At 35.2% G+C, this 22062-nt stretch carries 17 protein-coding genes, 1 pseudogene and 2 riboswitches; of the genes and pseudogenes, 13 read left to right on the forward strand and 5 right to left on the reverse strand.

Features of this window, described 5'->3' with window-relative positions; genetic code table 11:
• Positions 1–33: 33 nt before the first annotated feature.
• Both ACVYAD_RS14070 and ACVYAD_RS14075 read left to right on the forward strand, forming a co-directional pair.
• Positions 34–1776 carry an ABC transporter ATP-binding protein gene (locus ACVYAD_RS14070; protein WP_386830295.1) on the forward strand — a complete coding sequence of 581 codons (1743 nt, stop codon included), beginning with the start codon at positions 34–36 and terminating at the stop codon, positions 1774–1776.
• Positions 1773–3506: an ABC transporter ATP-binding protein gene (locus ACVYAD_RS14075; protein WP_476426864.1), complete on the forward strand. Its 1734-nt coding sequence runs from the start codon at positions 1773–1775 to the stop codon at positions 3504–3506. Before ACVYAD_RS14070 ends, ACVYAD_RS14075 begins: the two co-directional genes overlap by 4 nt.
• A gap of 56 nt (positions 3507–3562) precedes the next feature.
• On the opposite strand, the gene ACVYAD_RS14080 is transcribed toward ACVYAD_RS14075, so the two are convergent.
• Positions 3563–3934 carry a hypothetical protein gene (locus ACVYAD_RS14080; RefSeq protein WP_476426865.1) on the reverse strand — a complete coding sequence of 124 codons (372 nt, stop codon included), beginning with the start codon at positions 3932–3934 and terminating at the stop codon, positions 3563–3565.
• A gap of 150 nt (positions 3935–4084) precedes the next feature.
• Here ACVYAD_RS14080 and dacB point away from each other — a divergent pair, with 150 nt between their 5' ends.
• From dacB to ACVYAD_RS14115, 7 genes and pseudogenes are all read left to right on the forward strand, one after another.
• Complete coding sequence (gene dacB / locus ACVYAD_RS14085; protein ID WP_476426866.1) at positions 4085–5518, forward strand: D-alanyl-D-alanine carboxypeptidase/D-alanyl-D-alanine endopeptidase; 1434 nt, start codon at positions 4085–4087, stop codon at positions 5516–5518.
• Positions 5519–5831: 313 nt separating this feature from the next.
• Positions 5832–6383: a hypothetical protein gene (locus tag ACVYAD_RS14090; RefSeq protein ID WP_476426867.1), complete on the forward strand. Its 552-nt coding sequence runs from the start codon at positions 5832–5834 to the stop codon at positions 6381–6383.
• Positions 6384–6632: 249 nt separating this feature from the next.
• Positions 6633–6801, forward strand: a riboswitch (M-box (ykoK) riboswitch).
• A gap of 343 nt (positions 6802–7144) precedes the next feature.
• The gene (locus tag ACVYAD_RS14095) at positions 7145–8083 is read left to right on the forward strand and encodes a magnesium transporter CorA family protein (RefSeq protein WP_476426868.1); all 939 of its coding nucleotides are present in this window, start codon (positions 7145–7147) and stop codon (positions 8081–8083) included.
• 795 nt (positions 8084–8878) lie between these two features.
• Positions 8879–9811 (forward strand): LCP family glycopolymer transferase, encoded by a 933-nt coding sequence (locus ACVYAD_RS14100; protein WP_349658261.1) that lies wholly within the window; start codon positions 8879–8881, stop codon positions 9809–9811.
• A gap of 533 nt (positions 9812–10344) precedes the next feature.
• Complete coding sequence (locus tag ACVYAD_RS14105; RefSeq protein WP_476426869.1) at positions 10345–10443, forward strand: transcriptional regulator; 99 nt, start codon at positions 10345–10347, stop codon at positions 10441–10443.
• Positions 10444–10591: 148 nt separating this feature from the next.
• Positions 10592–11152 (forward strand): signal peptidase I, encoded by a 561-nt coding sequence (gene lepB / locus ACVYAD_RS14110; RefSeq protein ID WP_197143477.1) that lies wholly within the window; start codon positions 10592–10594, stop codon positions 11150–11152.
• Between the two features lie 248 nt (positions 11153–11400).
• Positions 11401–11682, forward strand: a pseudogene (locus ACVYAD_RS14115) (transposase); the annotation flags it as partial.
• Between the two features lie 130 nt (positions 11683–11812).
• Here the strand turns inward: ACVYAD_RS14115 and ACVYAD_RS14120 are convergent.
• Complete coding sequence (locus tag ACVYAD_RS14120; protein ID WP_386830288.1) at positions 11813–12019, reverse strand: hypothetical protein; 207 nt, start codon at positions 12017–12019, stop codon at positions 11813–11815.
• A 213-nt stretch (positions 12020–12232) separates the two neighbouring features.
• Positions 12233–12332: riboswitch (purine riboswitch) on the forward strand.
• A 65-nt stretch (positions 12333–12397) separates the two neighbouring features.
• On the opposite strand from ACVYAD_RS14120, the gene ACVYAD_RS14125 reads away from it, so the two are divergent.
• The gene (locus tag ACVYAD_RS14125; protein WP_476426870.1) at positions 12398–13588 is read left to right on the forward strand and encodes an MFS transporter; all 1191 of its coding nucleotides are present in this window, start codon (positions 12398–12400) and stop codon (positions 13586–13588) included.
• 552 nt (positions 13589–14140) lie between these two features.
• The gene (locus tag ACVYAD_RS14130; protein ID WP_349658258.1) at positions 14141–16747 is read left to right on the forward strand and encodes a cation-translocating P-type ATPase; all 2607 of its coding nucleotides are present in this window, start codon (positions 14141–14143) and stop codon (positions 16745–16747) included.
• A 210-nt stretch (positions 16748–16957) separates the two neighbouring features.
• On the opposite strand, the gene ACVYAD_RS14135 is transcribed toward ACVYAD_RS14130, so the two are convergent.
• From ACVYAD_RS14135 to ACVYAD_RS14145, 3 genes are all read right to left on the reverse strand, one after another.
• A complete protein-coding gene (locus ACVYAD_RS14135) occupies positions 16958–17443 on the reverse strand; it encodes a DUF3231 family protein (protein WP_476426871.1) in 486 nt (161 codons plus the stop codon).
• Between the two features lie 362 nt (positions 17444–17805).
• Complete coding sequence (locus ACVYAD_RS14140; protein WP_476426872.1) at positions 17806–18093, reverse strand: hypothetical protein; 288 nt, start codon at positions 18091–18093, stop codon at positions 17806–17808.
• Between the two features lie 154 nt (positions 18094–18247).
• The gene (locus ACVYAD_RS14145; protein ID WP_476426984.1) at positions 18248–18949 is read right to left on the reverse strand and encodes a cupin domain-containing protein; all 702 of its coding nucleotides are present in this window, start codon (positions 18947–18949) and stop codon (positions 18248–18250) included.
• A gap of 745 nt (positions 18950–19694) precedes the next feature.
• Between ACVYAD_RS14145 and ACVYAD_RS14150 the strand changes: the two genes are divergently transcribed.
• On the forward strand, positions 19695–20726 hold the full coding sequence (locus ACVYAD_RS14150; protein ID WP_476426873.1) for a protease inhibitor I9 family protein: 1032 nt from the start codon (positions 19695–19697) through the stop codon (positions 20724–20726).
• Positions 20727–20901: 175 nt separating this feature from the next.
• Positions 20902–21729: a hypothetical protein gene (locus ACVYAD_RS14155; RefSeq protein WP_476426874.1), complete on the forward strand. Its 828-nt coding sequence runs from the start codon at positions 20902–20904 to the stop codon at positions 21727–21729.
• The last annotated feature ends 333 nt before the right edge of the window (positions 21730–22062 follow it).

Here is a 22062-nt window from a genome sequence, read left to right on the forward strand (position 1 = left end):
TTTAACAGCACTAGAGAAAGAAGGTTATAACGTATGTTTGATGTTTTAAGTAAATTAAGCTGGTTTTTTAAGGAGTATTGGAAGCAATATACAATAGCTGTTGTGTTATTAATGATCGCGAGTGGCTTAGAAGTTGTTCCACCGTATTTGCTAGGGTCAATTATCGATTTATTGACTGCTGGTGAAATGACGCCAGCTCTTTTAACGAAGTATATTTTGATTTTCGTATGTATCATTATTGGGGGGTATACCCTTAATTTTGTGTGGCAATTCAGACTATTTGAAGGGGCTATTAACCTAGAGAAAATTTTGCGTCGAAACCTTATGCAGCATTTTTTGCGCATGACACCAACGTTTTATGAAAAAAATCGTACCGGTGATTTAATGGCCCGTGCGACGAATGATTTAAACGCAGTGTCGATGACTGCTGGGTTTGGGATTATGACATTGATCGATTCTACCATCTACATGGGCTTTATTATTTTTGCCATGGGTTATATGATTTCGTGGAAACTTACTTTTTTTGCAATGCTGCCAGTACCGATCATGGCCATCCTTATTCAATATTTAGGGAAAATAGTGCATGAACGCTATATGAAGGCGCAGGATGCTTTTGGTGAACTGAATGATAGTGTTCTAGAGTCGGTTGCAGGTGTGCGAGTTGTACGGGCATACGTACAAGAAAAAAAGGACGAAGCAAATTTTGCAGAGATGAGCGAGATCGTGTATGAAAAAAATATGCATACCGCAAAAATTAATGCCTTATTTGGACCGATTACAAAGGTCGGTACTGGGATTAGTTATGTTGTAGCGCTTGGCTACGGTGCTCATTTAGTAGCAATTGAGGCTATGACAGTTGGGCAACTTGTAACGTTCAATGTTTACTTAGGGCTAGCAGTTTGGCCAATATTTGCAATTGGGGAACTTATAAACGTGATGCAGCAAGGTAACGCCTCTCTTGATCGCGTACAGGAAACACTAAACTATGAGGCGGATGTTCGAAATATTGCAAATCCACAAACAATTGCGACACCGAATGCGATTGGCTTTGATGATTTAACTTTTCAATATCCACTGAGTCAGGTGAAAAACCTTCAGCGAATTTCTTTGTCGTTGAAAAAGGGGCAAACACTTGGGATTGTTGGTAAAACGGGAGCGGGAAAAACGACTTTCCTGCGACAATTATTACGTGAGTATCCAATCGGCGAGGGACAGCTATCGATTGATGGAGTAGATATTGCTGCACAAACGAAGGAACAGTTACTCGATTGGATTGGTTATGTTCCACAAGATCATGTTCTATTCTCACGTACTATTCGTGAAAATATTTTATTTGGGAAAGAAGATGCTACACAGTCTGAATTGCATCAGGCGATTCGTTCTGCATACTTTGAAAAAGATTTAAAAAATTTACCAATGGGCCTTGAGACACTTGTTGGTGAAAAGGGTGTATCTCTTTCAGGTGGTCAAAAGCAACGTGTTTCCATTGCGCGTGCTCTTATTAAAGACCCTGAAATTTTAATGCTTGATGACTCGCTTTCTGCTGTAGACGCCAAGACGGAGGCAAGAATTATTGAAAATATACAGCGAGAACGACAAGATAAAACGACGATTATTACTACGCATCGTTTATCAGGAATTCAACATGCCGATTTAATTATCGTGCTAGATGAAGGCCAAATTGTAGAGCAGGGAACACATGAGCAGCTTCTTTCACAACAAGGATGGTATAAAGAGCAATTTGACCGTCAGCAGCTTGAAGGAGGTGCCTCATGAGTACAAGTCAACGTTTAACACGCTATGCAATGTATTTTAAAAAGACGATTCTACTAGGATTATTTTTCTTAACAATCGCCGTCTTTACGGAGCTTGTTGGGCCGTTTATTGCAAAGCATATTATTGATAATTACATGACAATTGGTCACATTGAATTAAAACCAATTACTTGGTTATTACTTGTCTACTTACTTTTAGCAATAGCTACAGCTGTTTTACGCTATTTTATGTATATTTATTTACAAATGGGTGCCAACCGTGTTGTACAAAAATTACGTAAGGATGTATTTGAGCATATTCAAACATTGCCAATTCAATACTTCGATAATTTACCAGCAGGGAAAATTGTAGCCCGTGTAACGAATGATACCGAGGCTGTTCGTAATTTATACGTTCAAGTACTGTCAAACTTCGTTACGAGTTTTATTTCTATTGTGGGTGTTTATATCGCACTCTTCATTTTAAATTGGAAAATGGCATTGTTAGCATTGACAATGATACCAGTCGTTTATTTTTGGATGATTTTATACCGTAAAGTGGCCTCGAAATATAATGATGTCATCAGAACGAAAATTGCCGATATTAACGCAATGATTAATGAATCGATTCAAGGAATGACAATTATTCAAGCATTCCGTCGTGAGCAGCAAATGACGAAGGAATTTGATGATATGAATAATGAGCATTATGCATATGAACGCAAGCTACTTTTCCTTGATTCTGCAACGTCTTTCAACCTTGTTAATACATTAAGACTAATTATGTTTACGGTCTTTATTTTCTACTTTAGTACACAGTCATTTACGGCCACGGAAGTTATTTCTGCGGGGACACTATATGCCTTTGTCGATTATTTAACGAGATTATTTAATCCAATCACGAATATCGTCAATCAATTTTCTCAGCTTGAGCGCTCACTCGTTGCAGGGAAGCGTGTCTTTGAAGTGTTAGATACGAACGGGGAGCCAGTAGCTGAAAAAAGTATGCCTCGATATAAAGGAAATGTGGTATTCAAAGATGTTTCCTTTGCCTATAAAAATGATGATTACGTATTGAAAAATTTATCATTTGAAGCACACCAAGGTGAAACAATTGCCTTAGTAGGCCATACAGGATCTGGGAAAAGCTCTATTATGAACTTATTGTTCCGTTTCTATGACCCATCTCTAGGGAAAATTACGATTGATGGAATCGACATCACTTCGGTTCCTCGTCAAACGATGCGTGAACATATGGGTATTGTTTTACAGGATCCATACTTATTTACAGGTACTATTGCTTCGAACGTTAGCCTAAATAACCCTAAAATTTCACGAGAAAAAATAGAAGCGTCATTAAAGGCTGTTGGGGGAGAACGTGTTTTAGCGAACTTGCCAGATGGCTATGATGAGCCTGTTATTGAGAAGGGGAGCACATTGTCATCCGGGCAACGTCAGTTAATTTCCTTTGCGCGTGCCCTTGCCTTTGACCCGGCAATTTTAATTTTAGATGAGGCTACTTCTAATATAGATACGGAAACAGAGGAGATTATTCAGCATGCGATGGATGTACTGAAAAAAGGACGTACAACATTTATTATCGCTCACCGACTTTCTACTATTAAAAATGCCGATCGTATTCTTGTGTTAGATCGAGGCAAGATTGTCGAGCGTGGCACACATGATGAGCTATTAGTACAAGGTGGCATTTATGAAAAAATGTATCAAATGCAGGCGAATTCATTGCAATAATACTTAAACTCCGACAAGATGAAAGCCTCACTTTGAGAAAAAGTGAGGCTTTCTATTTAAGATTTTACATTTTTAAAGACATTGACAAAAAAGAACAGTACGGAAATTGCTACTGAGATACCGCCACCAGATACAAAGAGCTCAAATAACCAGCTTGGTACATCTATATGAACCATCATCATACCGACCAAGAGGAACGGCAATCCGAGATTGTAGAACCAAAATTGTGCTTTTGCCAGTCCAGTCTCGGCTGCATCTTTATATATTGAATAAATTAAACCGATTAAACCAGTTGTAAGCCAACCTACTACACCGATGTGGGCGTGTGTCGCCGTCCATTCGAGTTGAATTGTATAATGCATAAACAGTCCAAAAGCCAAAACAATCACTAAATATAAGACTGAAATCTTTATCCATTTAGCACCCATTTATAAACAACTCCTTTCCCGAAATGATTTAGCTAGCTATTACAGTTTATTCTTGTCGAATAAAAAAGTTGACATATTATTTTTTGTGAAAAATGCTGATTTTTCCTGTGGGATAAAGTGTTGAAGTAAAAATTGCCAATTGGAGGGTCTATGAAAAAGAAAATTATTTTTTTTATGATTATTTTAATGGTTTGTTGTTTGCCAATCACCTTTTTTGTGAAGGAAAGAGCTCGAAAGCAAACGATGACAACAAAAGTGAATAGCGTCATTGCTGGAAATTGGAAGAACAATGAGTATAGTATAACAGTACGAGATATAGAAACTGGGGAAGTACTTTACAATAGAAATGGAGATAAAATGATACGCCCTGCTTCTTCGCTCAAGCTTTTAGTTAGCGCTGCTGCTTTGGATTTATTAGGGCCTGACTATCGCTTTGCTACGAAGACATATGTCGATGGTACAATTGAAGATGGTGTTCTTCACGGTAATATTTATATACAAGGCGGGGGAGATCCAACGCTTTTACCTGTTCATTTAGAATCGTTTTCAAATGAACTGAAAAAGATGGGTATTTCGAAAATTACGGGTTCCTTAATCGGGGATGATACTTGGTTTGATGCAGATCGTTTACCGAAGGGAATTGTACCTGAAGAAGAGGATCAATCTTATGCTTCGCGCATTTCGGCATTAACGATTTCGCCAAATGATCAGTATGATATTGCAACTGTGCAAGTGAAAGTGACAGGCTCAAAGGTTGGTACTACGGGTAATGTCCAGCTTGTTCCGTTTGCAAGTACTATTCCGGTAGTCAACAAAACAAAAGTTGTGAACAAGGACGAGAAAAGTACAGTGAAAATTACAAGAGAATACGGTACAGATCAAATCATTGTAACAGGTAACTTACCAGCAGATTCACAGGAAAGTACAAATGTAGCTGTCTATCATCCAACGCTATATACACTTGACGTATTCCGAGAAAAATTAATAGCGAAAGGTATCCAAACAATGCCTCTTGAAACTGGAAAGGTACCTGAGAATGCACAACAAGTAGCTATTTCATTTTCAAAGCCATTACAGGATATTAACTTTATGTATTTAAAGCTAAGCATTAATGGGATGGGTGATATGTTTACTAAACAACTCGGGCGAAAGTTACTTGGTGAAGGAAGCTGGTCGGCTGGCATTAAAGCAATTCGGTCGTATGGTAATGATATTGGGCTTAATATGGAGCATTGGTATATTGAAGATGGTTCAGGTTTAAGTCATCAAAATCGAGTAAGCAGTATGCAAGTAAGTCTATTATTATATAACGTTCGCAATAAATCCTGGTATTCCTCATATTTAGATGCATTACCGCATGCAGGAAGAAAGGGCAACCTTGTTGGTGCGACTTTAGAAAATCGTATGAAGGGCTATAGTGTATCTGCTAAAACAGGCTATATTTCTGGAACATATGCTTTGTGTGGCTATGTAAAAGGAAAGAGTGGCAAGTGGTATATCTTTAGTATTTTGACACAGGCCAATAAAACTTCAGCTATCCCAACTATTGATGAAATTGTCAAACAGATTGCAAATGAAATGTAAAAATGTTGAACAATATAGTTTAATTTCTTTCAGCAGATGTTTTGTAGCGAAAGGGAAGCGTCAGAGCAATGTATTTGTTAAAAGTCAAGAAATGAGCAACATTATAATATGCTATTTTTTAAGCTGAAATAATTTTGATATTAGTTCAGCTTTTATTTGTGTTTTAAGATAAAGTTTGAGTATATTTAATAAAAGTATAGTATTGGTAATTTTTTCTACCCGTTATTCAATTAACGGCGCAGGATAGTTGATGAAGGAATTAATGTAACTGAACAGGACACACTAATCCTAAATATAATTTAGGGTGATGAAATTGAATAAAATCATTCCTCCTCTATTGGTTTTTATTTGTGGGTGGAATTACGGAATAGTAAATGCTAATCCAAACGACACACCAACTTCTTTTGAGGAAGGGTTCACAAAAGCTAGATATAAATCTGTGAAAAAAGCAGTAAATGAATTTGAAAATCATTTTAAATGTGATGTAAAGTTGCCCGAAATATTGCCTTCAATTTCTTTCACACATCAATCGTGGATTCACGAAGTTAAAATACCAATTGCTGCAAGTCAGTTATTGATGCGTAGTGGTAAATCTGCAGATATTTTAATGGGTAAGTTAGAAGACGAACTAGGGAAAATTGATCATTTTGTCGATCAAGCACTGTATTACTCGCGTCTTGATTCTTTTTCAAAAGATTATTTTATTCAAGCAATTTCGTTAGAAACTGTGACGGGAGCTAGTATGAAAAAATATGCCAAGACGTTTATTGCAAAACGTCTTCAGTTTGAACGTACAAACTTGCAGCTTCTTGTTGAGAGCGACCCAAAATGGTTATCATTTATCGTGGATCAAATTGTGAGTTAAAAGGAAAGCCCAGCGAATTTATTGCAATTGAGTTGCGTAGGCAGCTCTTTTTTTCTTATTGAATTACGGAGTAGGTTAGTTTAAGAGTGTTGTTTAACTTGTGTTCAACAATCGGCCATTGAATTGAATGGCAATTAAAAGGAAACTCGGATTTTTAAAATAAAAGCACATTAATAGCCTAATAATTATAGGGCTAGAAATATAATGTTGACTAATCTTAATGGCAGGTGTATGATTTCAAAGTTAAAAGTAAATCCTCGTTAGGTGAGGCTCCTATACAAACATAGGCTACTGCCCGGAAATATCGAAAGATGCCAATGGGTAGAACAGGAACTGTCGAATTAAGGCTTTTCTTAAGGTAGCTAAGGATTTTTCCTTTACGTTGTATAGTGCCAAAGCTCTACTGTGGGGGAGAAGAAAAGTATTTTTTAGTTTGCTAATCTAACTCTCTAGGAATTTATCTAGAGGGTTTTTTATTTTGAAAGGGGGAACATTTACATTGGATAGTAGTAGTGAAAGGTGTCAAAAATGTTTATCTTCTATTAATTTTCTGTTTAGTGAGACTGCAAATCTACGGTACTTCAACATGTTCTCCTGTTTTAGTTTATATTTACCAAATTATGTAGAACATGTAATGTTCAAAGATGCTTATTTAACATATTAAAGGTACATGGCAGTTTTCGATTTAGCAACGATCTCAGTTTACAGGAAGAAATTTTTATCTAAAACAATCGTTAATAAATCGAAAGGATGGAAAAAACATGTTGAAAATATATAAAACTGATTTTGCTAGAAAAACAAATGAGATTGCTCAAATTGAGATGGGTTGCTGGATAAATCTTATTGCTCCTTCGAAAGAAGAACTTATTGAGGTATCACAACTTTGTGATATCCCAATTGAATTTTTAGAGGACCCGTTGGATTTAGAAGAAAGCGCTCGAATTCAGTATGATGAAGTAACGAAAAATACATTAATTATTACTGATTTTCCGACTATAGATGTTAATAACGATCAATTTGATTCATATATTACCATTCCTATTGGAATAGTTTTAGGAACGGATTACATTGTTACAGTATGTAACCGAGCGAGCGACTTTTTAGAACAATTAATCAAGAAAAATGTTAATACTTCAATGAAGAGTCGTTTTGTTTTAGAAATATTAATGTCAATTTCAACTCTGTTTATTGAAAAATTAAAACAGGTCAACAAACAACGTCTTAAAATAGAGAATAATTTACGTGATTCATTAACGAATAAGCAACTCTATAATTTAATGGAGATTGAAAAGAGTTTAGTTTATTTTCTCACATCATTAAAGGCTAATGGGGATGTTTTAACCAAACTGTTTCGTATCAATTCAATAAAGTTTTATGAAAATGATAAAGAGCTTCTAGAAGATGTAATAATTGAAAATAATCAAGGAATTGAAACCACAGAATTATATACAAGAATTTTGAACAGTATAACAGGGTCGTATTCTTCACTAATATCTAATGAATTGAATAATACAATGAAAACTCTTACGTTATTTACAGTTTTTTTAACTCTTCCAACACTTGTATTTAGTTTCTTTGGTATGAATGTTACCTTACCTATTGCTGATAAAGATCCAGTGTCTTGGATCATTACTCTGGTAATAGCATTAATTTTTGTTATTTGGATTGGATTGGCACTATGGAGAAGAAGAATATTCTAATTGCTGCATTTAATTTATAAAAGGCAGTCAATTTATAAACAAGATTAAGTTTCGAAATTAAAGACTGTGAATCAATATACTCATGGTAGATTTAGTAAAAGAGGAACTTAGTGATTTTAGGACGGAGGTCAAATTATAGATATTCCATTAAATGGCGCGATTGTTTAATAAGCGTCGCTGTTCTGTTTAAATTAACAGTGCAATATAGTTGACTAAAAATGGGTTTAAAACGGTTGAGTATTGACATCACTTGATGTAGGTGAATTCACGTAAGAATTAGCTTTAAAGCGGTGTCATCTTATACAGTCAAAAGAAAAATAAAAGCTCTAGTTTAAAAAAATGCTAGAGCTTTTATTTTTCTTTTTTCTTCTTTTCAACATGTTCAGATTTTAAGTGCGAGCCTAAATTAAATACACTATATCCACCCAAAATGAGTGCTAGAATTTTTTTATCATCGGGGTTTCTGTATCTGTAACTATCGTATTGGTTTAATTGTTCTATTGTTACCATTTTTTTAAATGGAGTTTTTGCACTTGTTGATAAATAAAGGTTGAAGGTGATTAAGAGTGCTAGTTAAAAAAACAAAGTGGCATCATATAAGTCCTTTTATCGTAATGTTAGCTGGTATTAAATAATCGAAGTTTATTTTACAAATAAAGTAATATTATGTGTTATTAGTAAATATTAGTGTACGTCTTTTTTTCGTCCGATATGCATATAATTAGACTATATTAACTTTTTTCCAACTTAATACGTCAAAAAGTAGGGTAAATTTTTGCAAGAGAGGACTTATGTATGGAAAAAAACACAAAACGCACTAAAGAAAAAAAGAGCAAGAAGAAAATTTTGCTTTGGATAGTAGGTGGCTTATTAACGATTTTTTTAATTTTTATAGGTACTGCTTATTACACTATCCAAAAAACAATGAATAAAATAAATACACCATTAATTGAAACAACAGATGAAAGTAAAGAACAAAAAATAGTTACGAAAAAAGACCCGTTTTCCGTGTTAATGCTTGGAGTGGATGAACGAAAAGATGACAGTGGACGTTCTGACACGATGATTGTCATTACAGTGAACCCTGAAAAACAAACGATGAAGATGCTCAGTATACCTCGAGACACTCGTACTGAAATTATTGGACATAATTCCGTCGATAAAATCAACCATGCCTATGCATTTGGAGGTGTCCCAATGGCAGTCGATACGGTGGAGCATTTTTTAGATATACCTATTGATTATTATGTGTTTGTTAATATGGATGGCTTCCTGCAAATTATTGACACGATTGGTGGGGTGACCATTGAGAATGACATGGACTTAACCTTTGATTCTTATCATTATCCGAAGGGTGAGATAACTTTAGATGGTGATAATGCACTGATCTTCTCACGTATTCGTTATGAAGATCCTCGTGGTGATTTCGGTCGTCAAATTCGCCAACGACAAATTATTGAAGCGGTTTTGAAAAAAGCCTCATCGAAATCTTCTATATTATTAAAGGCTTCAGATATGCTTGATGTAGTAGGAGATAATGTTCGTATGAATTTTACGATGAAGGATTTAATTCAATTACAAAGTATTTATAAAAATATGGATGGTAATCTTGAGCAATTGTCATTTAAAGAGGGAGATGGCAAAAGAATTGATAACATATGGTATTTCATCCCTAAAGAGACCGAACTAGAAAAAATAAAATCGGAATTAAAAGCGCATTTGCAATAAAAGAGTAACAATTTGAGTACGATAGTTGTAAACTTTTTGACAATGAGGGGAGGGAGATACATGAATGGAAGGACCCAGGTGCTTAGGTATACAGCTGTAAACAATTGCATGCAAAGCTATGTGCCTAAGCATAAAGTTCAAAAAAATTCATTCAGTTCAGCTATGCGTCATCTACAACTATTGTGCTTAAAAATTTTCATGTGAAACATAAAAAATCATTCAGGTAGGGTGCATGCCTAGTTGAATGGTTTTTTTATTTTAACTACTTTCAGTGGGTGTCCAAACACCTGTACCTGCAGCTACGCTTTCGGTACAAAAGAGATTCGCTGAAATAGAGGTACTTAGTCTAAGAACGCCATGTCCTGTGGCATACCGAAATGACCGACATCGTGCCCTTCTTCACGCAGGCCTAAGCACAAAGCCGATACCGAACGCAATTATGCCGAGACATAATTAATTTATCGATTTATTTATTTGAAATATCAGAAAATTGATGTATAATTGTGTTAGAAATGGTTGAAGGAGTGATTGTGATGATTATAGGTACATTTTTTTTAGCAGTTGCATTACATGTAGGTATTGTTTTAACAGTTGACTTATTAAATAATCAGCAACACTCTACTACTACGTAAAGTAACCACTCATAATTGAAAATGCATCTAGGCAAAGTTATAAAATAGCTTTGTCTATTTTTTATGAACATGAAACAATTTATGTGAAAATTCGTCCATATACTGTAGAAAATGTTATACTATAAAAAAACAGTATCGGGGTATGAGCATGCAAGAAGAGAAAACAAGTAGTTTCAAACAGGATATAATATCCTATCTTAAAATTATTGTAATTACCGCTATAGTTGTTTTAGGCTGTAAGCAATTTTTATTTGCACCGATTAAAGTACAAGGGGCTTCTATGTACCCAACTTATCATGATAAGGATATTATTATTGTAAGTAAAATGAGTAAAATTGAACGCTTTGATCAAATTGTCTTTCAATCACCAACAGAGGATGAGCTATATATTAAACGAGTAGTTGGCCTACCAGGTGATACAGTTGAAATGAAAGACGATGTTTTGTATGTAAATGGAAAAGCTTATAAAGAGGATTATGTGAATCGTCAAACAGATGATCCGAAGCAATTACGAATTACAGAAAATTTTACGTTAGAGCAATTAGTAAATGAGAAAAAGGTACCTGAGGGTAAGTATCTTGTACTCGGGGACAACCGTTTAAGAAGTTCTGATAGCCGCCATTATGGCTTAATTTCTAAAGATGCCGTCTATGGTGAAGCTAAATTAACAATATATCCGTTTAATCGTTTCCATATTGGTTCAAAGTAAATTAAATCTGGACTTGCAGTGAAAAAGAGGCTACGTTGAGTAGAGGGCACTGAAAAAGTCTATATCTTCTCACATTGCGAAGTATTCAACGATTAAATCGTTGAATACCTCGCTTTTTTCATTTGGCACTGTGACTCTACTGTTGTTTTCCCCGTAGCATTCCGCTCGCTTTCCGCGGGCGAGCGCCGAGCCCCCTCCTACGCTTCGCTTCGTGCGGGGTCTCGTCTGTCTCGCTTTCCCGCAGGAGTCGAAAGGGCTGTTATAAAGAAGGCGCAAAAAGTAAAACATATTCTGTCACAATTAAGTCGGATACACATGCCGAACAAGAGGCATTTCAAAATACGGAAGCATTTAAGCAATTAGCCGTAAATCGCTACAAAGTAGAAGCGAAGAATAGTGAATTAAAAAACGGACACGGGTACGATACGGCATCGGCTGCGGGTCTATTTAGCATGGAAATTCAAGTTGCTACAACGATATTCGCTGTCAATTTGAAACGGATATTAAAGCTACTAAACGAAAATGAATAAGGAATAGAGACAGAAATAAGGCACTTCCTGTTCAAAATTGAACAAGAAGTGCCTTATTTTTATCTGAAAAAAGTTCGCTTTTATGAAAACATAAGTTTTTCAGTGCCCTTCGTTGAGTAGCCTCTTTTTTTTATTTCGCTGATAAATCTTTGCATACTTTATAAGTGGAATAATAGGTACAAACTGTTGAATTTTCAACCGTTTCTTTTATCGGGATTTGCTGTTCGCTCAGACTAGGAGAATTGATTGCTTGTTGATTGATTGAGAGTTCTTCTGTTACTGGTTCCACACCATAAAACAACAATAAAAAATAGCATACTAAACCTACTATACGCAAACAATCACCTCACAATGTTCTGTTATATTAGTATGTATGGTCAAACTTGAAAAAATATAAGTAAAATCTGAAATTTCTTTCTTTTAATATGATTTTTTAGTAGGTAAGCGGTTGTACTTCAATGAATGAGAGTGCTATAGTGAACTAAGTTTATGGATGACAAGAAAGAAATAATAAAAAAATGTTGTCATGCAAAATTCAATATGCTAATATAGCTAACGTAAATATTTGATATGTATAACCTCAATAATATGGATTGAGGGTCTCTACCAGGAACCATAAAATCCTGACTACAAAAATCGTGCTTCATTTTTGTAGTCAGGATTTTTTTCTTTTATCTCCCTACAAAAATGAAAGTGGAACAGAAGGGTGATAATTATGAATTGGAGAGTTTACATTCTGGCCGTTACTACCTTTGGGGTAGGATTGGTGGAATTAATTGTAGGTGGTATATTACCAACAATTGCAAAAGATTTAAATGTGTCCTTATCAACAGCGGGACAATTAATTACAATATTTGCTCTCGTCTATGCGATATCTGCGCCTGTCCTTTTATCATTAACCGCAAAAGTGGAACGGAAGCGCCTTTATCTTATTTCTTTATTTATTTTTACTTTAGGTAATCTTATGACGTATTTTAGTACGACATTCTTGATCGTCATGATTGCTAGAATTTTCACGGCGATGAGTACTGCATTGGTCATCGTCTTATCCTTAACGATTGCAACAAAAATTGTTGAACCAAGACATCGTGCAAAAGCGTTAGGGCTTGTTTTCATAGGCGTCAGTTCGGCACTTGTCATCGGTGTACCAATTGGGATATTTGTTTCGGAAGCATTTGGATGGAGAGCTATATTTTTAGGAATCGCACTTCTTTCAACTATATCTATGATGCTTATTGCGTTATTGCTTGAAAAAATGCCAGTTGTAGAAATTGTCCCATTAAAGACTCAAATTAAATCATTAGCGAATTTAAAAATCTTAAGTGCACAATTAACAACACTGTTTATGCTTGCTGGTCATTATATGCTCTATGCATATTTAACACCATTTTTAGTAGAAGCATTTGATATGAGTGCTTCTTGGATTAGTATCTGTTATCTAATCTTCGGAATAGCGTCCGTCAGTGGGAATGCTCTTGGTGGTTGGCTGAGTGACAAAATTGGTACCGGTAAAGCCATTCTAATTGTTGTCTCTACATTTGCCGTTGTATTGTTTAGTATTCCTTACACAATTGTTGCTTTTCCACTCTTTTTAGTCGTGACAGTTTTATGGGGTGCACTTAGCTGGGCACTTACCCCTCCATTACAAAATTATTTAATAGAAACTGATCCAAAAACGTCTGATATTCAACAAAGCTTAAATACTGCTGCATTACAAATCGGTATATCTATTGGTTCAGCTGTTGGTGGGGCTATGTTTGCTGTTACAGGATCCGCTAAGCATCTAGCTGGCTTCGGTGCCATTTTAGTTTTATGTGCTCTAGGCTGTGCAATTTTTTCTATAAAAAGAGCGCCAGTTTCAGATGGGGCTGAGTTAGGGATGAAATCGGCACATAACAACTCGTAATGCACTCGATTATTTATTATCCGCAAATAAAGAAAGATAACTAAAATAATATAATATTTGCAAGACTGGCCTATCGGGAGTCTATGCATGTGGTGAAGGACATTTGGAATAGTTATATTCCAAATGTCTTTTTTTGCTCACATAGCTAGTAAGCGGAGGTTATTATGTTCGATATCGCTTCATTTTCATCGCGATTTATCTCGCATGGACTACCCGTAAAACCATACTGATTCAAGTTTCAATTTATTTTATATGTTCAATATTAAACAAATATTTAATTTCTATATCGATTATTATCATACTGGAATAGGACAAGGAATAGATTGTTGTAGTTAAAGTATTTTAGGGGCTCAATAGATCGGGAGTCTGATGATTCAATACTATTTTTAGGATATATTATGTGCTCTCTGCCTAAGATAGATAATTCAAAGGGGTCTACTAATGGGAATCTAACTTGTTAACTAATAACAGCATTTTCTCAGGAAAGGGAGGATGCTGTGAGTTACTTAATTGGCATGATTGTCTAATAATTTCACATGGAGGGGGAATCGAATGTCAGAATATCATCAACAATCATCAGCTGAAGTGATGAAAACTTTGAACGTGACAGATCAAGGATTGAGTGATTATGACGTTCAAAAGAGGCAGGAAGTATACGGCTATAATGTATTAGCGGAAGGGAAAAAAACAAGTGCATTCGCCGTTTTCTTTGGACAGTTTAAAGATTTATTAGTCATTATTTTAATCATTGCTGCTTTCGTTTCATTTCTATTAGGAGAAGTAGGAAGCACCGTTGTCATTATGGTTGTCGTTATATTAAACGCTATCCTAGGTACTGTTCAGCATGTCAAGGCAGAACAGTCTTTGGATAATTTAAAAGCCTTAACCTCCCCAATTGCCAAAGTAATGCGAAATAATCAGCTAATAGAGATTGCTTCAGAAGATCTAGTCGTTGGAGATCTTCTTTATTTGGAGGCTGGCGATTATATCAATGCAGATGGGAGATTATTAGAAAGTCATAATTTGCATATCAATGAAAGTTCGCTGACAGGTGAATCAATCGCTGTAGGGAAAAGTGTTGATGCCATTAAGGAAAGCAATGTAACAGTTGCTGATAAAAAGAACATGGTATACTCTGGAAGCTATGTGACAACTGGTCGTGGTATTGTCATGGTTACAGCTATCGGTATGCAGACTGAAATCGGCAAAATTGCAAATTTACTAGATACTGCCAAAGAGAAGAAAACACCGTTACAAGTAAGTTTAGATCATTTCGGAGAAAAATTAGCTTTAGGGATTACGTTAATCTGTCTAGCTATTTTCGTGATTGACCTTGTTAGAGGACGTGCGCTTGTAGAATCGTTTATGTTTGCTGTTTCACTTGCCGTGGCAGCAATTCCAGAAGCGTTAAGCTCGATTGTTACTATTGTGCTGGCTTTTGGGACACAGAAAATGGCCAAGGAAAATGCCATTATTCGAAAGCTTTATGCTGTTGAAAGTCTTGGAAGTGTATCTGTCATTTGTTCAGATAAAACGGGAACTTTAACTGAAAATAAAATGGTTGTTCAAGAGGTTTATGTGGATGAAAAAGTGATTCCACATGATCAGCTATACACTGAAAATGCAGTTGAGAAAGATCTTATGTTAAAGGCAATATTATGTAGTGATGCAGTGGAAAGGGACGGTAAGGAAATCGGTGATCCTACTGAGGTTGCACTCGTAAAATTAGGGAAACAATATGATTTTGACGAATTATTAGTAAGAGATTATTATCCAAGAGTGGCCGAAATCCCTTTTGATTCAGATAGAAAGCTCATGAGTACTGTGAATACGATCAATCAGCAATCTATTATGATTACAAAAGGAGCATTAGATGTCCTTCTTCCTAAAATTGTAAAGATTGAAACTTCAAAAGGCATATTTAATATTACAAAACAACAACGCCAAAAAATCGAAGCAGTAAATCGTGATTTTTCTATGAAGGGGTTAAGGGTACTAGCGGTTGCCTACAAAGAGGTAAAGGGACATCGAGCAATCGATGTAAGAGCCGAAAAAGATTTAATCTTTGTTGGTTTAATCGCGATGATGGATCCTCCAAGAAAAGAATCAGAAGGTGCGGTTGAAAAATGTATAAAAGCTGGTATCAAGCCGGTGATGATTACAGGTGATCATAAAATTACGGCAACGGCTATTGCCAATCAAATCGGGATTTTAAATGATCCCTCTGAAGCGATTGAAGGGCATGAAATAGAAGGCTTATCAGATCAGCAGCTTCAAGAAAAGGTTAACGATTTTTCTGTTTATGCCCGAGTAACACCTGCTCAAAAAATTCGTATCGTGAAAGCATGGCAAGAAAAAGGGCATGTCGTCGCAATGACAGGAGATGGTGTTAATGATGGTCCTGCACTAAAACAATCCGACATTGGTGTGGCAATGGGAGTTACCGGTACAGAGGTCGCGAAGGATGCCTCCTCTATGATACTAACGGATGATAATTTTTCAACGATTGTAAAGGCTATTGCAAACGGTAGAAGTATTTATACGAATATCAAAAACGCTATTTTGTTCTTATTATCTGGGAATGCGGGTGCCATTTTTGTTGTTTTATATGCCACAATATTAGGTTTGCCAGTTCCTTTTGCACCTGTGCATCTATTATTTATTAACTTACTAACGGATAGTTTACCGGCGATTGCAATTGGTTTAGAGCCGAATAATAAAAAAACAATGAAGGACAAACCTCGAAATATTCATGCACCATTATTAAATAAAGCATTTACTACTCAAGTGGTGCTCGAAGGAATATTAATTGCCATTTCGACAACGGTTGCCTTTGAAATCGGTTTGTCAACGGGAGATACTTTAACGGCAAGTACGATGGCATTTACAACATTATGCTTGTCACGATTAGTGCATGGCTTTAACTCCAGAGCTAAAGAATCTATCTTCGCCATTGGACTATTTTCGAATAAATATACTTGGCTTGCATTCTTAATTGGTTTTTTAAGTTTACACGCAGTATTGTTTATTCCAATGCTTACAGGTGTGTTTGAAGTTGCCACATTAAGTACCGCACAATTAGGCTTTATTTATAGCTTGTCTGTGTTACCGTTTATCGTGAATCAATGGTACAAGCTGTTGTTCGTGAGAAGTCGATAATGAGGAATAAATATTGAAGCTCTCGTTTTTTTTGAAACGAGAGCTTTTTAGTGTTGAAAACCAGAAATTTTTTTGAATGAGGCGCTTAAAAATCTATTGTGTAATGAAATGAAGATATCTTACTTTAATAAGGTATAGTCTTGGGCAAAATGAGGGGTTGATTTACGTTCCTAGACGCTTTTAACTGGAATCTCCCTCGTTTAAGAAACATTAAATTGTTGTAGGAGCTAGTAGCCAGCCTTTGTCGTTACTGAGCCGTATTAGCTTTGCGCCAAGTATCGCATACCTCATATGAAGCTCTCCGTATTTTGCTGTATGCTTCTTCTTCACAGACATTTCTAAAGCCTGACTGACTGAAATAACTGAAGAAGCTATATTCATCGATAAAATGGTGCTGATTTCTGGATCATTAATAGCTCGTTTCCCTCGTATATTTTTCATTTTCAATTTTCCATAGTCGATCGATGTAGTAGGGGCAAGTACCCCATTTTCCTTTAATAACGATGTTAGTTGTTTATTTTCCTCTTTTAAACATTGCACAAAATCCACAATAATAGCCTTCAGTTTTTTATCAACAGCGTGCTTGAAAAATGCATGATTTGAAGCTATATAGCCATTATTAACGCCAATCTGCGTCCAAATCTTAAAAATCTCCTTATAGCGTAATGATGTTAGATTTCCATTTGCCAATTCCATTATTACACATCCTAACTCATGTTCTCGTTCATTTATTTGAGATTAGGATGTGTTATTAAATGAAATTCTAATCATCTTTTACAATAAAAGGGCTTATTGCTAAAGATGACAAATTAAAAGGATTCACAGACAGTTTTGTGTATGAATCCTTTTTTTGCTCTTTAGAAGGTGGGGTGTCGATAAAAATTAAAAGTTGGGTGATAAAATGTGAAAGTTGGGTGATAAAATGTGAAAGTTGATCGATAAAATTCAAAAGTTGGGCGATAATTTCTGAAAGTGTTCCGATAAAACTAAAAAGTTGGAAGTCATTTTGTAAAAACGTTTGTCTGTGGATCAGTTGCTTCCCGTTATGAGCTAAGGTTTTATTCCTTTAATTTCTTGCTTTTATAGCTATTTATAGTTGTTTTTAATGCTGCAAAGTTTCCGATAGCTGCGTAACCATAAAAAAAGCCCATAAATATTCCAGCAATAAGATTATGTCTATGGCTAATGAAGATAGAAATAATCAAGCCAATAACAAGGGCAATCGCAGGAACATATTTAGGCTGAACACGCATAAATACCTTAATTAGCTGTGTAATAAGTAACACTGCTGGAACGGCTATTACAGCATCCCAAAAATTTGTATGGATCACTGGAAATAATTCCATTTTCTACACCTCTTTTAGTAATAACGAAGCTATGACTTAAAATATAGATTTTCCTTTTTATTTATTTTTATGCAATGAAAGGTGTAGAGCTTATGATGTCGAGTCAAACACTCGTATGAACGATTTATGATTTTTCGTTTTTTTTTACTATTAATTAATAATATGAACCATAAGGATTTGAGCCATAAGGATTCATATATGGATTCATATTTGGATAGCGATATGGCGGATATGGGTTCAAAGGCATATATTTATTTTTATGTTTATGATGAGGATCTTTTTGCTCCTTTTGATCTTTTTGATTTTCAGCGGTTGATTTTACACGGTTACAGTCTTTAGGTGGACCGATATATGTTGATGGTACAACAGGCGCAATTGTTTTCTTCCACTGAGTTTCATCTAAACAATACGCGTGAGCCATTACATTGGAAGGTGTAAATTTCAATATATCTGAGCCTAAAATAACATCAGGAGTTGGAGCATCAAAAATGGCCAGTAAATGCGTGTCATTCTCAGTTGCTATTTCATAATGCCACCATCCTTGCGGTACATTGGCGACTTGGCCAGGCTCGATCGGATAGTTTTTAATCTCTTTTGTAAAGGGATTAAATATAGAAACAATGGCGGCACCGGAAATACAATAAACAAGTTCTGCTGCATTTTGATGATAGTGAGGCTCTATCATCTTATTCTTACTTAGAAAAATATCAAGCAAAGATATATTTTCTAACGTATTTAATTGTTCTACACCTAGAATGTTTATAAAATTCCGATCATCTCTTTTAAAAAGTGTGTTGTCATTGACATCAGAGGTGAACTGTGTTGACGGTGAAGTATAGTCAATATTTGAGCTAATACTTACATCCTTTCTCTAGTTAATTTTCAATACATGTCTTAAGCACAGAATATGTACAAAGCTATTTTAGGCTTACGCAAACGCCCATTATCTGCTTTCTTACAAAAAACATGTTGACCCATGTCTTCGAAGGTGGGCTCCGGTTGATGAAAGAACCCCTTTAGGCGCAGCCTCATTAAAAATTGGGAAGAAATGAGTGGGCTTTCAATAAAGAACTCTATAACTTTATGTTAGCGTTTTACATCCTTGAATTGGTTTTTTTTGAAAAACATTGAAACTTATTGTAATTGATTCTCGTCTAATAATTGAATTATCATTTTAGGAGGTAAATAATGAATTGAAATAAATCCTTAGTAGTTGTAACAATGTATTATATTGCGGATCAGTTTCAGGATTAAATTTGACTGAGCCGCTATTAGACACAGTAAGGTTCAAGATTAAGTATTCTCCCTTATTAAATAGAAGAAGAACTAACTCGAGAAAGTATTCGACATTAAACAAATTCTCAGTAATGGTTATTTTGATAAAACGCTCATAAAGAAGATTATGTGACTATGAGTCGAAAAGAAAATTGGGGAATTTTCAAGAATAAATGTTTATAATAGCATTCACCTAACTAATTTAGTTAGGTGAATGAGTTCTATAACTTTATGGTTCCATTTAATACAGTTGGATTGGATTTTTATTAAAAAAATCCAATCTTATTCTCGTCTATTAACTGAATCTAATTTAAGGAGGTAAATAAATGAATATTAAAAAAATTTCATTAGTAGTAGCAACAACGTTCGTATTTGGCGGATCAGTTTCAGGGTTAAATTTGACTAAACCAGCATTAGCAGCACACAGTAATGTACACGCTGTAAATATTCTTCCTTATAAAATATCAGAAGAACTTACTCGAAAGATTGAGGGAGCTTCGACATCGGATGTATTCTCAGTAATTGTTAGTTTTAATAAAATGCTCAACAAAGAAGACTATGCGAAACTTGAAAAGGAAATTGGTGAATTTTCAAGAAGATATACTTATGATAGCGTTATTAGTGGTTTTGCTGGAGATTTAACCAAAGAGCAAATTTTATTGTTAAACAAAAATGCGTTTGTCACACTTATTGATTTAGACCAGGTAGTAACGAATTACGATGATATCATTGTTGAATCAACTTTTAGCAAGGATAAAAATGGATGGATCGGTGGGTTTTCTGATTATCCATATAAAGATAAACTTCGTTATAAGCTCCGATTTTCACTTAAGTTACTACCTAAAGAGATAAACAATAAACAAAAAGGTCTTTACTTAAGTGGATATAATGGAAGTGACGATTTATTTATGTTTGTTAAGAAGAAATTGGATACAAATGATCGATTAAAACCAAATACAAAATATAGTGTGACGTTTGATTTCGATATTGCCACTAATGCTGGAGATAAAATGGGCGTAGGTGGATCGCCTGGTGAAAGTGTATTTGTGAAAATTGGTGCAACCAATACGGAACCTATCCCATTTATAGATAAAACGGGATTTTATTTGATGAATATTGATAAAGGAAATCAAAAAGAAGAAGGTAAAGATGCATTTATGATTGGTGACTTGGCAAAAATGGCAATAGATAAGAAATATGAGTTAAAACCTTTTAATAATAAACAACGCCCGTTTATTGTTGAAACTGATAAAAAAGGCGAATTGTGGTTATTTATTGGCACAGATTCCGCGTTTGAAGGTGTTACGAGTATCTATTATCCTCGTATTAAAGTAACCCTAAAAGAAGTGAAAGAATAGAGTAACCTGAGAAGAAACAAGTGAGCTTTTACAAGAACTCTAATTCCATTAGCGGTAGTAACAATGGTATGCTCGGTCAAAAGTTTAATGATTTGACGAAACTAATTAATAAGGTTATATTACAAAAAGTTTCAGTTGATTAAGGACAGGAAGAAAGAAATTAGGGGGCAATGCCATGAAAAAAATACTTTTTATCTCCATGCTTTTAAGTTTCAGTATAATAAGTGCATGCTCTGATAAAGAAGAAAAACCTAATGTGGCGAACAAGCCACCAGAGGAACAGGAATCTAACGTGGCGAACAAGCCACAAGAAGAGCATCAATCACATGAAAATCAGGAGTCGTCCAAAACAAATAAGGGAAACACAGAAGCATCTCTTACACAGGCTGATGTACTAAAAAATATTAAGAACCAGCTTAAAACTAATTTATCTATAACTTTACCAAAAGGGCTACCGATAACAGAAGGTACATTTTTATCTGCAATAACGAAGGCTGAAGCTAACCAAGTTGAAATACTATTTTTTGAAAGTAAAAAGTATTTGCCAATCAATGATGGGAAGCTTAAAAATTCACAGTCAGCTACTGTTATTGCAAGACTAGTGGTAAAACAATATCAGAATGTTAAAGAAGCAAATGAGCAAATTTCTTTTGTGAACTTTAGTCAAAATGGTGGTCAAGAGGTTGATCTTGGCTATAAAATTAAAGGTTATCAGGATGCAGGAGCTGGTTCTTTATGGACTGGTTGGAATGAGGGTAGATGGGCAATTGCGACACATACACGAACAGACAATCCAGAAGCAGGTATGAAGCTTGCAAAACAGGCAGTCCAATTTCTAGAAACACATATGCTCCCAATTCCAAAACAAAACGGTTTTGCGCGCTTAGATGTTTATGAATCAGGGAATTCGATTGTTTGGCAGAACGAAAAACTGGTCTATACGCTTGATTCAATCAAAGAGCCACTTAAAGCTCTTGAAATTGCCACAGCTTTTTACCATTAACAAATTTTAATTAGGTGGATTACGACAACTTGGTAAGAACAATGGAATCCCATTGGCTCCCTATTGTAGGATGCACTCCTATTGGACTCCGCTGATAAGTTCCCTTCGGAGGATATTCTTTTTTCGTTAAAAGTATGGCAGTGAAGACATTTATAAAAATCTAATAAAGAAACTCCATTTTGATTTAAATTTTTTCGAAATGGAGTTTTTTTTTTTGCAGTCGCTGTTGAAAATTAAGATTGTTCGCATCTACAAAAGCACTTTCAATCGGAATTCTTCCTACAAAAAGCGAACTGCTATTTTGAAAATGTTTATTCTTACGAATGAGTAAGA

Source organism: Lysinibacillus sp. G1-3 (assembly GCF_056322905.1).

Coding starts and splice junctions, on each gene's coding strand:
- ACVYAD_RS14070 (WP_386830295.1), top strand. CDS start 34: ATGTTTGATGTTTTAAGTAAATTAAGCTGGTTTTTTAAGGAGTATTGG.
- ACVYAD_RS14075 (WP_476426864.1), top strand. CDS start 1,773: ATGAGTACAAGTCAACGTTTAACACGCTATGCAATGTATTTTAAAAAG.
- ACVYAD_RS14080 (WP_476426865.1), bottom strand. CDS start 3,934: ATGGGTGCTAAATGGATAAAGATTTCAGTCTTATATTTAGTGATTGTT.
- dacB (WP_476426866.1), top strand. CDS start 4,085: ATGAAAAAGAAAATTATTTTTTTTATGATTATTTTAATGGTTTGTTGT.
- ACVYAD_RS14095 (WP_476426868.1), top strand. CDS start 7,145: ATGTTGAAAATATATAAAACTGATTTTGCTAGAAAAACAAATGAGATT.
- ACVYAD_RS14100 (WP_349658261.1), top strand. CDS start 8,879: ATGGAAAAAAACACAAAACGCACTAAAGAAAAAAAGAGCAAGAAGAAA.
- ACVYAD_RS14105 (WP_476426869.1), top strand. CDS start 10,345: ATGATTATAGGTACATTTTTTTTAGCAGTTGCATTACATGTAGGTATT.
- lepB (WP_197143477.1), top strand. CDS start 10,592: ATGCAAGAAGAGAAAACAAGTAGTTTCAAACAGGATATAATATCCTAT.
- ACVYAD_RS14125 (WP_476426870.1), top strand. CDS start 12,398: ATGAATTGGAGAGTTTACATTCTGGCCGTTACTACCTTTGGGGTAGGA.
- ACVYAD_RS14130 (WP_349658258.1), top strand. CDS start 14,141: ATGTCAGAATATCATCAACAATCATCAGCTGAAGTGATGAAAACTTTG.
- ACVYAD_RS14135 (WP_476426871.1), bottom strand. CDS start 17,443: ATGGAATTGGCAAATGGAAATCTAACATCATTACGCTATAAGGAGATT.
- ACVYAD_RS14140 (WP_476426872.1), bottom strand. CDS start 18,093: ATGGAATTATTTCCAGTGATCCATACAAATTTTTGGGATGCTGTAATA.
- ACVYAD_RS14150 (WP_476426873.1), top strand. CDS start 19,695: ATGAATATTAAAAAAATTTCATTAGTAGTAGCAACAACGTTCGTATTT.
- ACVYAD_RS14155 (WP_476426874.1), top strand. CDS start 20,902: ATGAAAAAAATACTTTTTATCTCCATGCTTTTAAGTTTCAGTATAATA.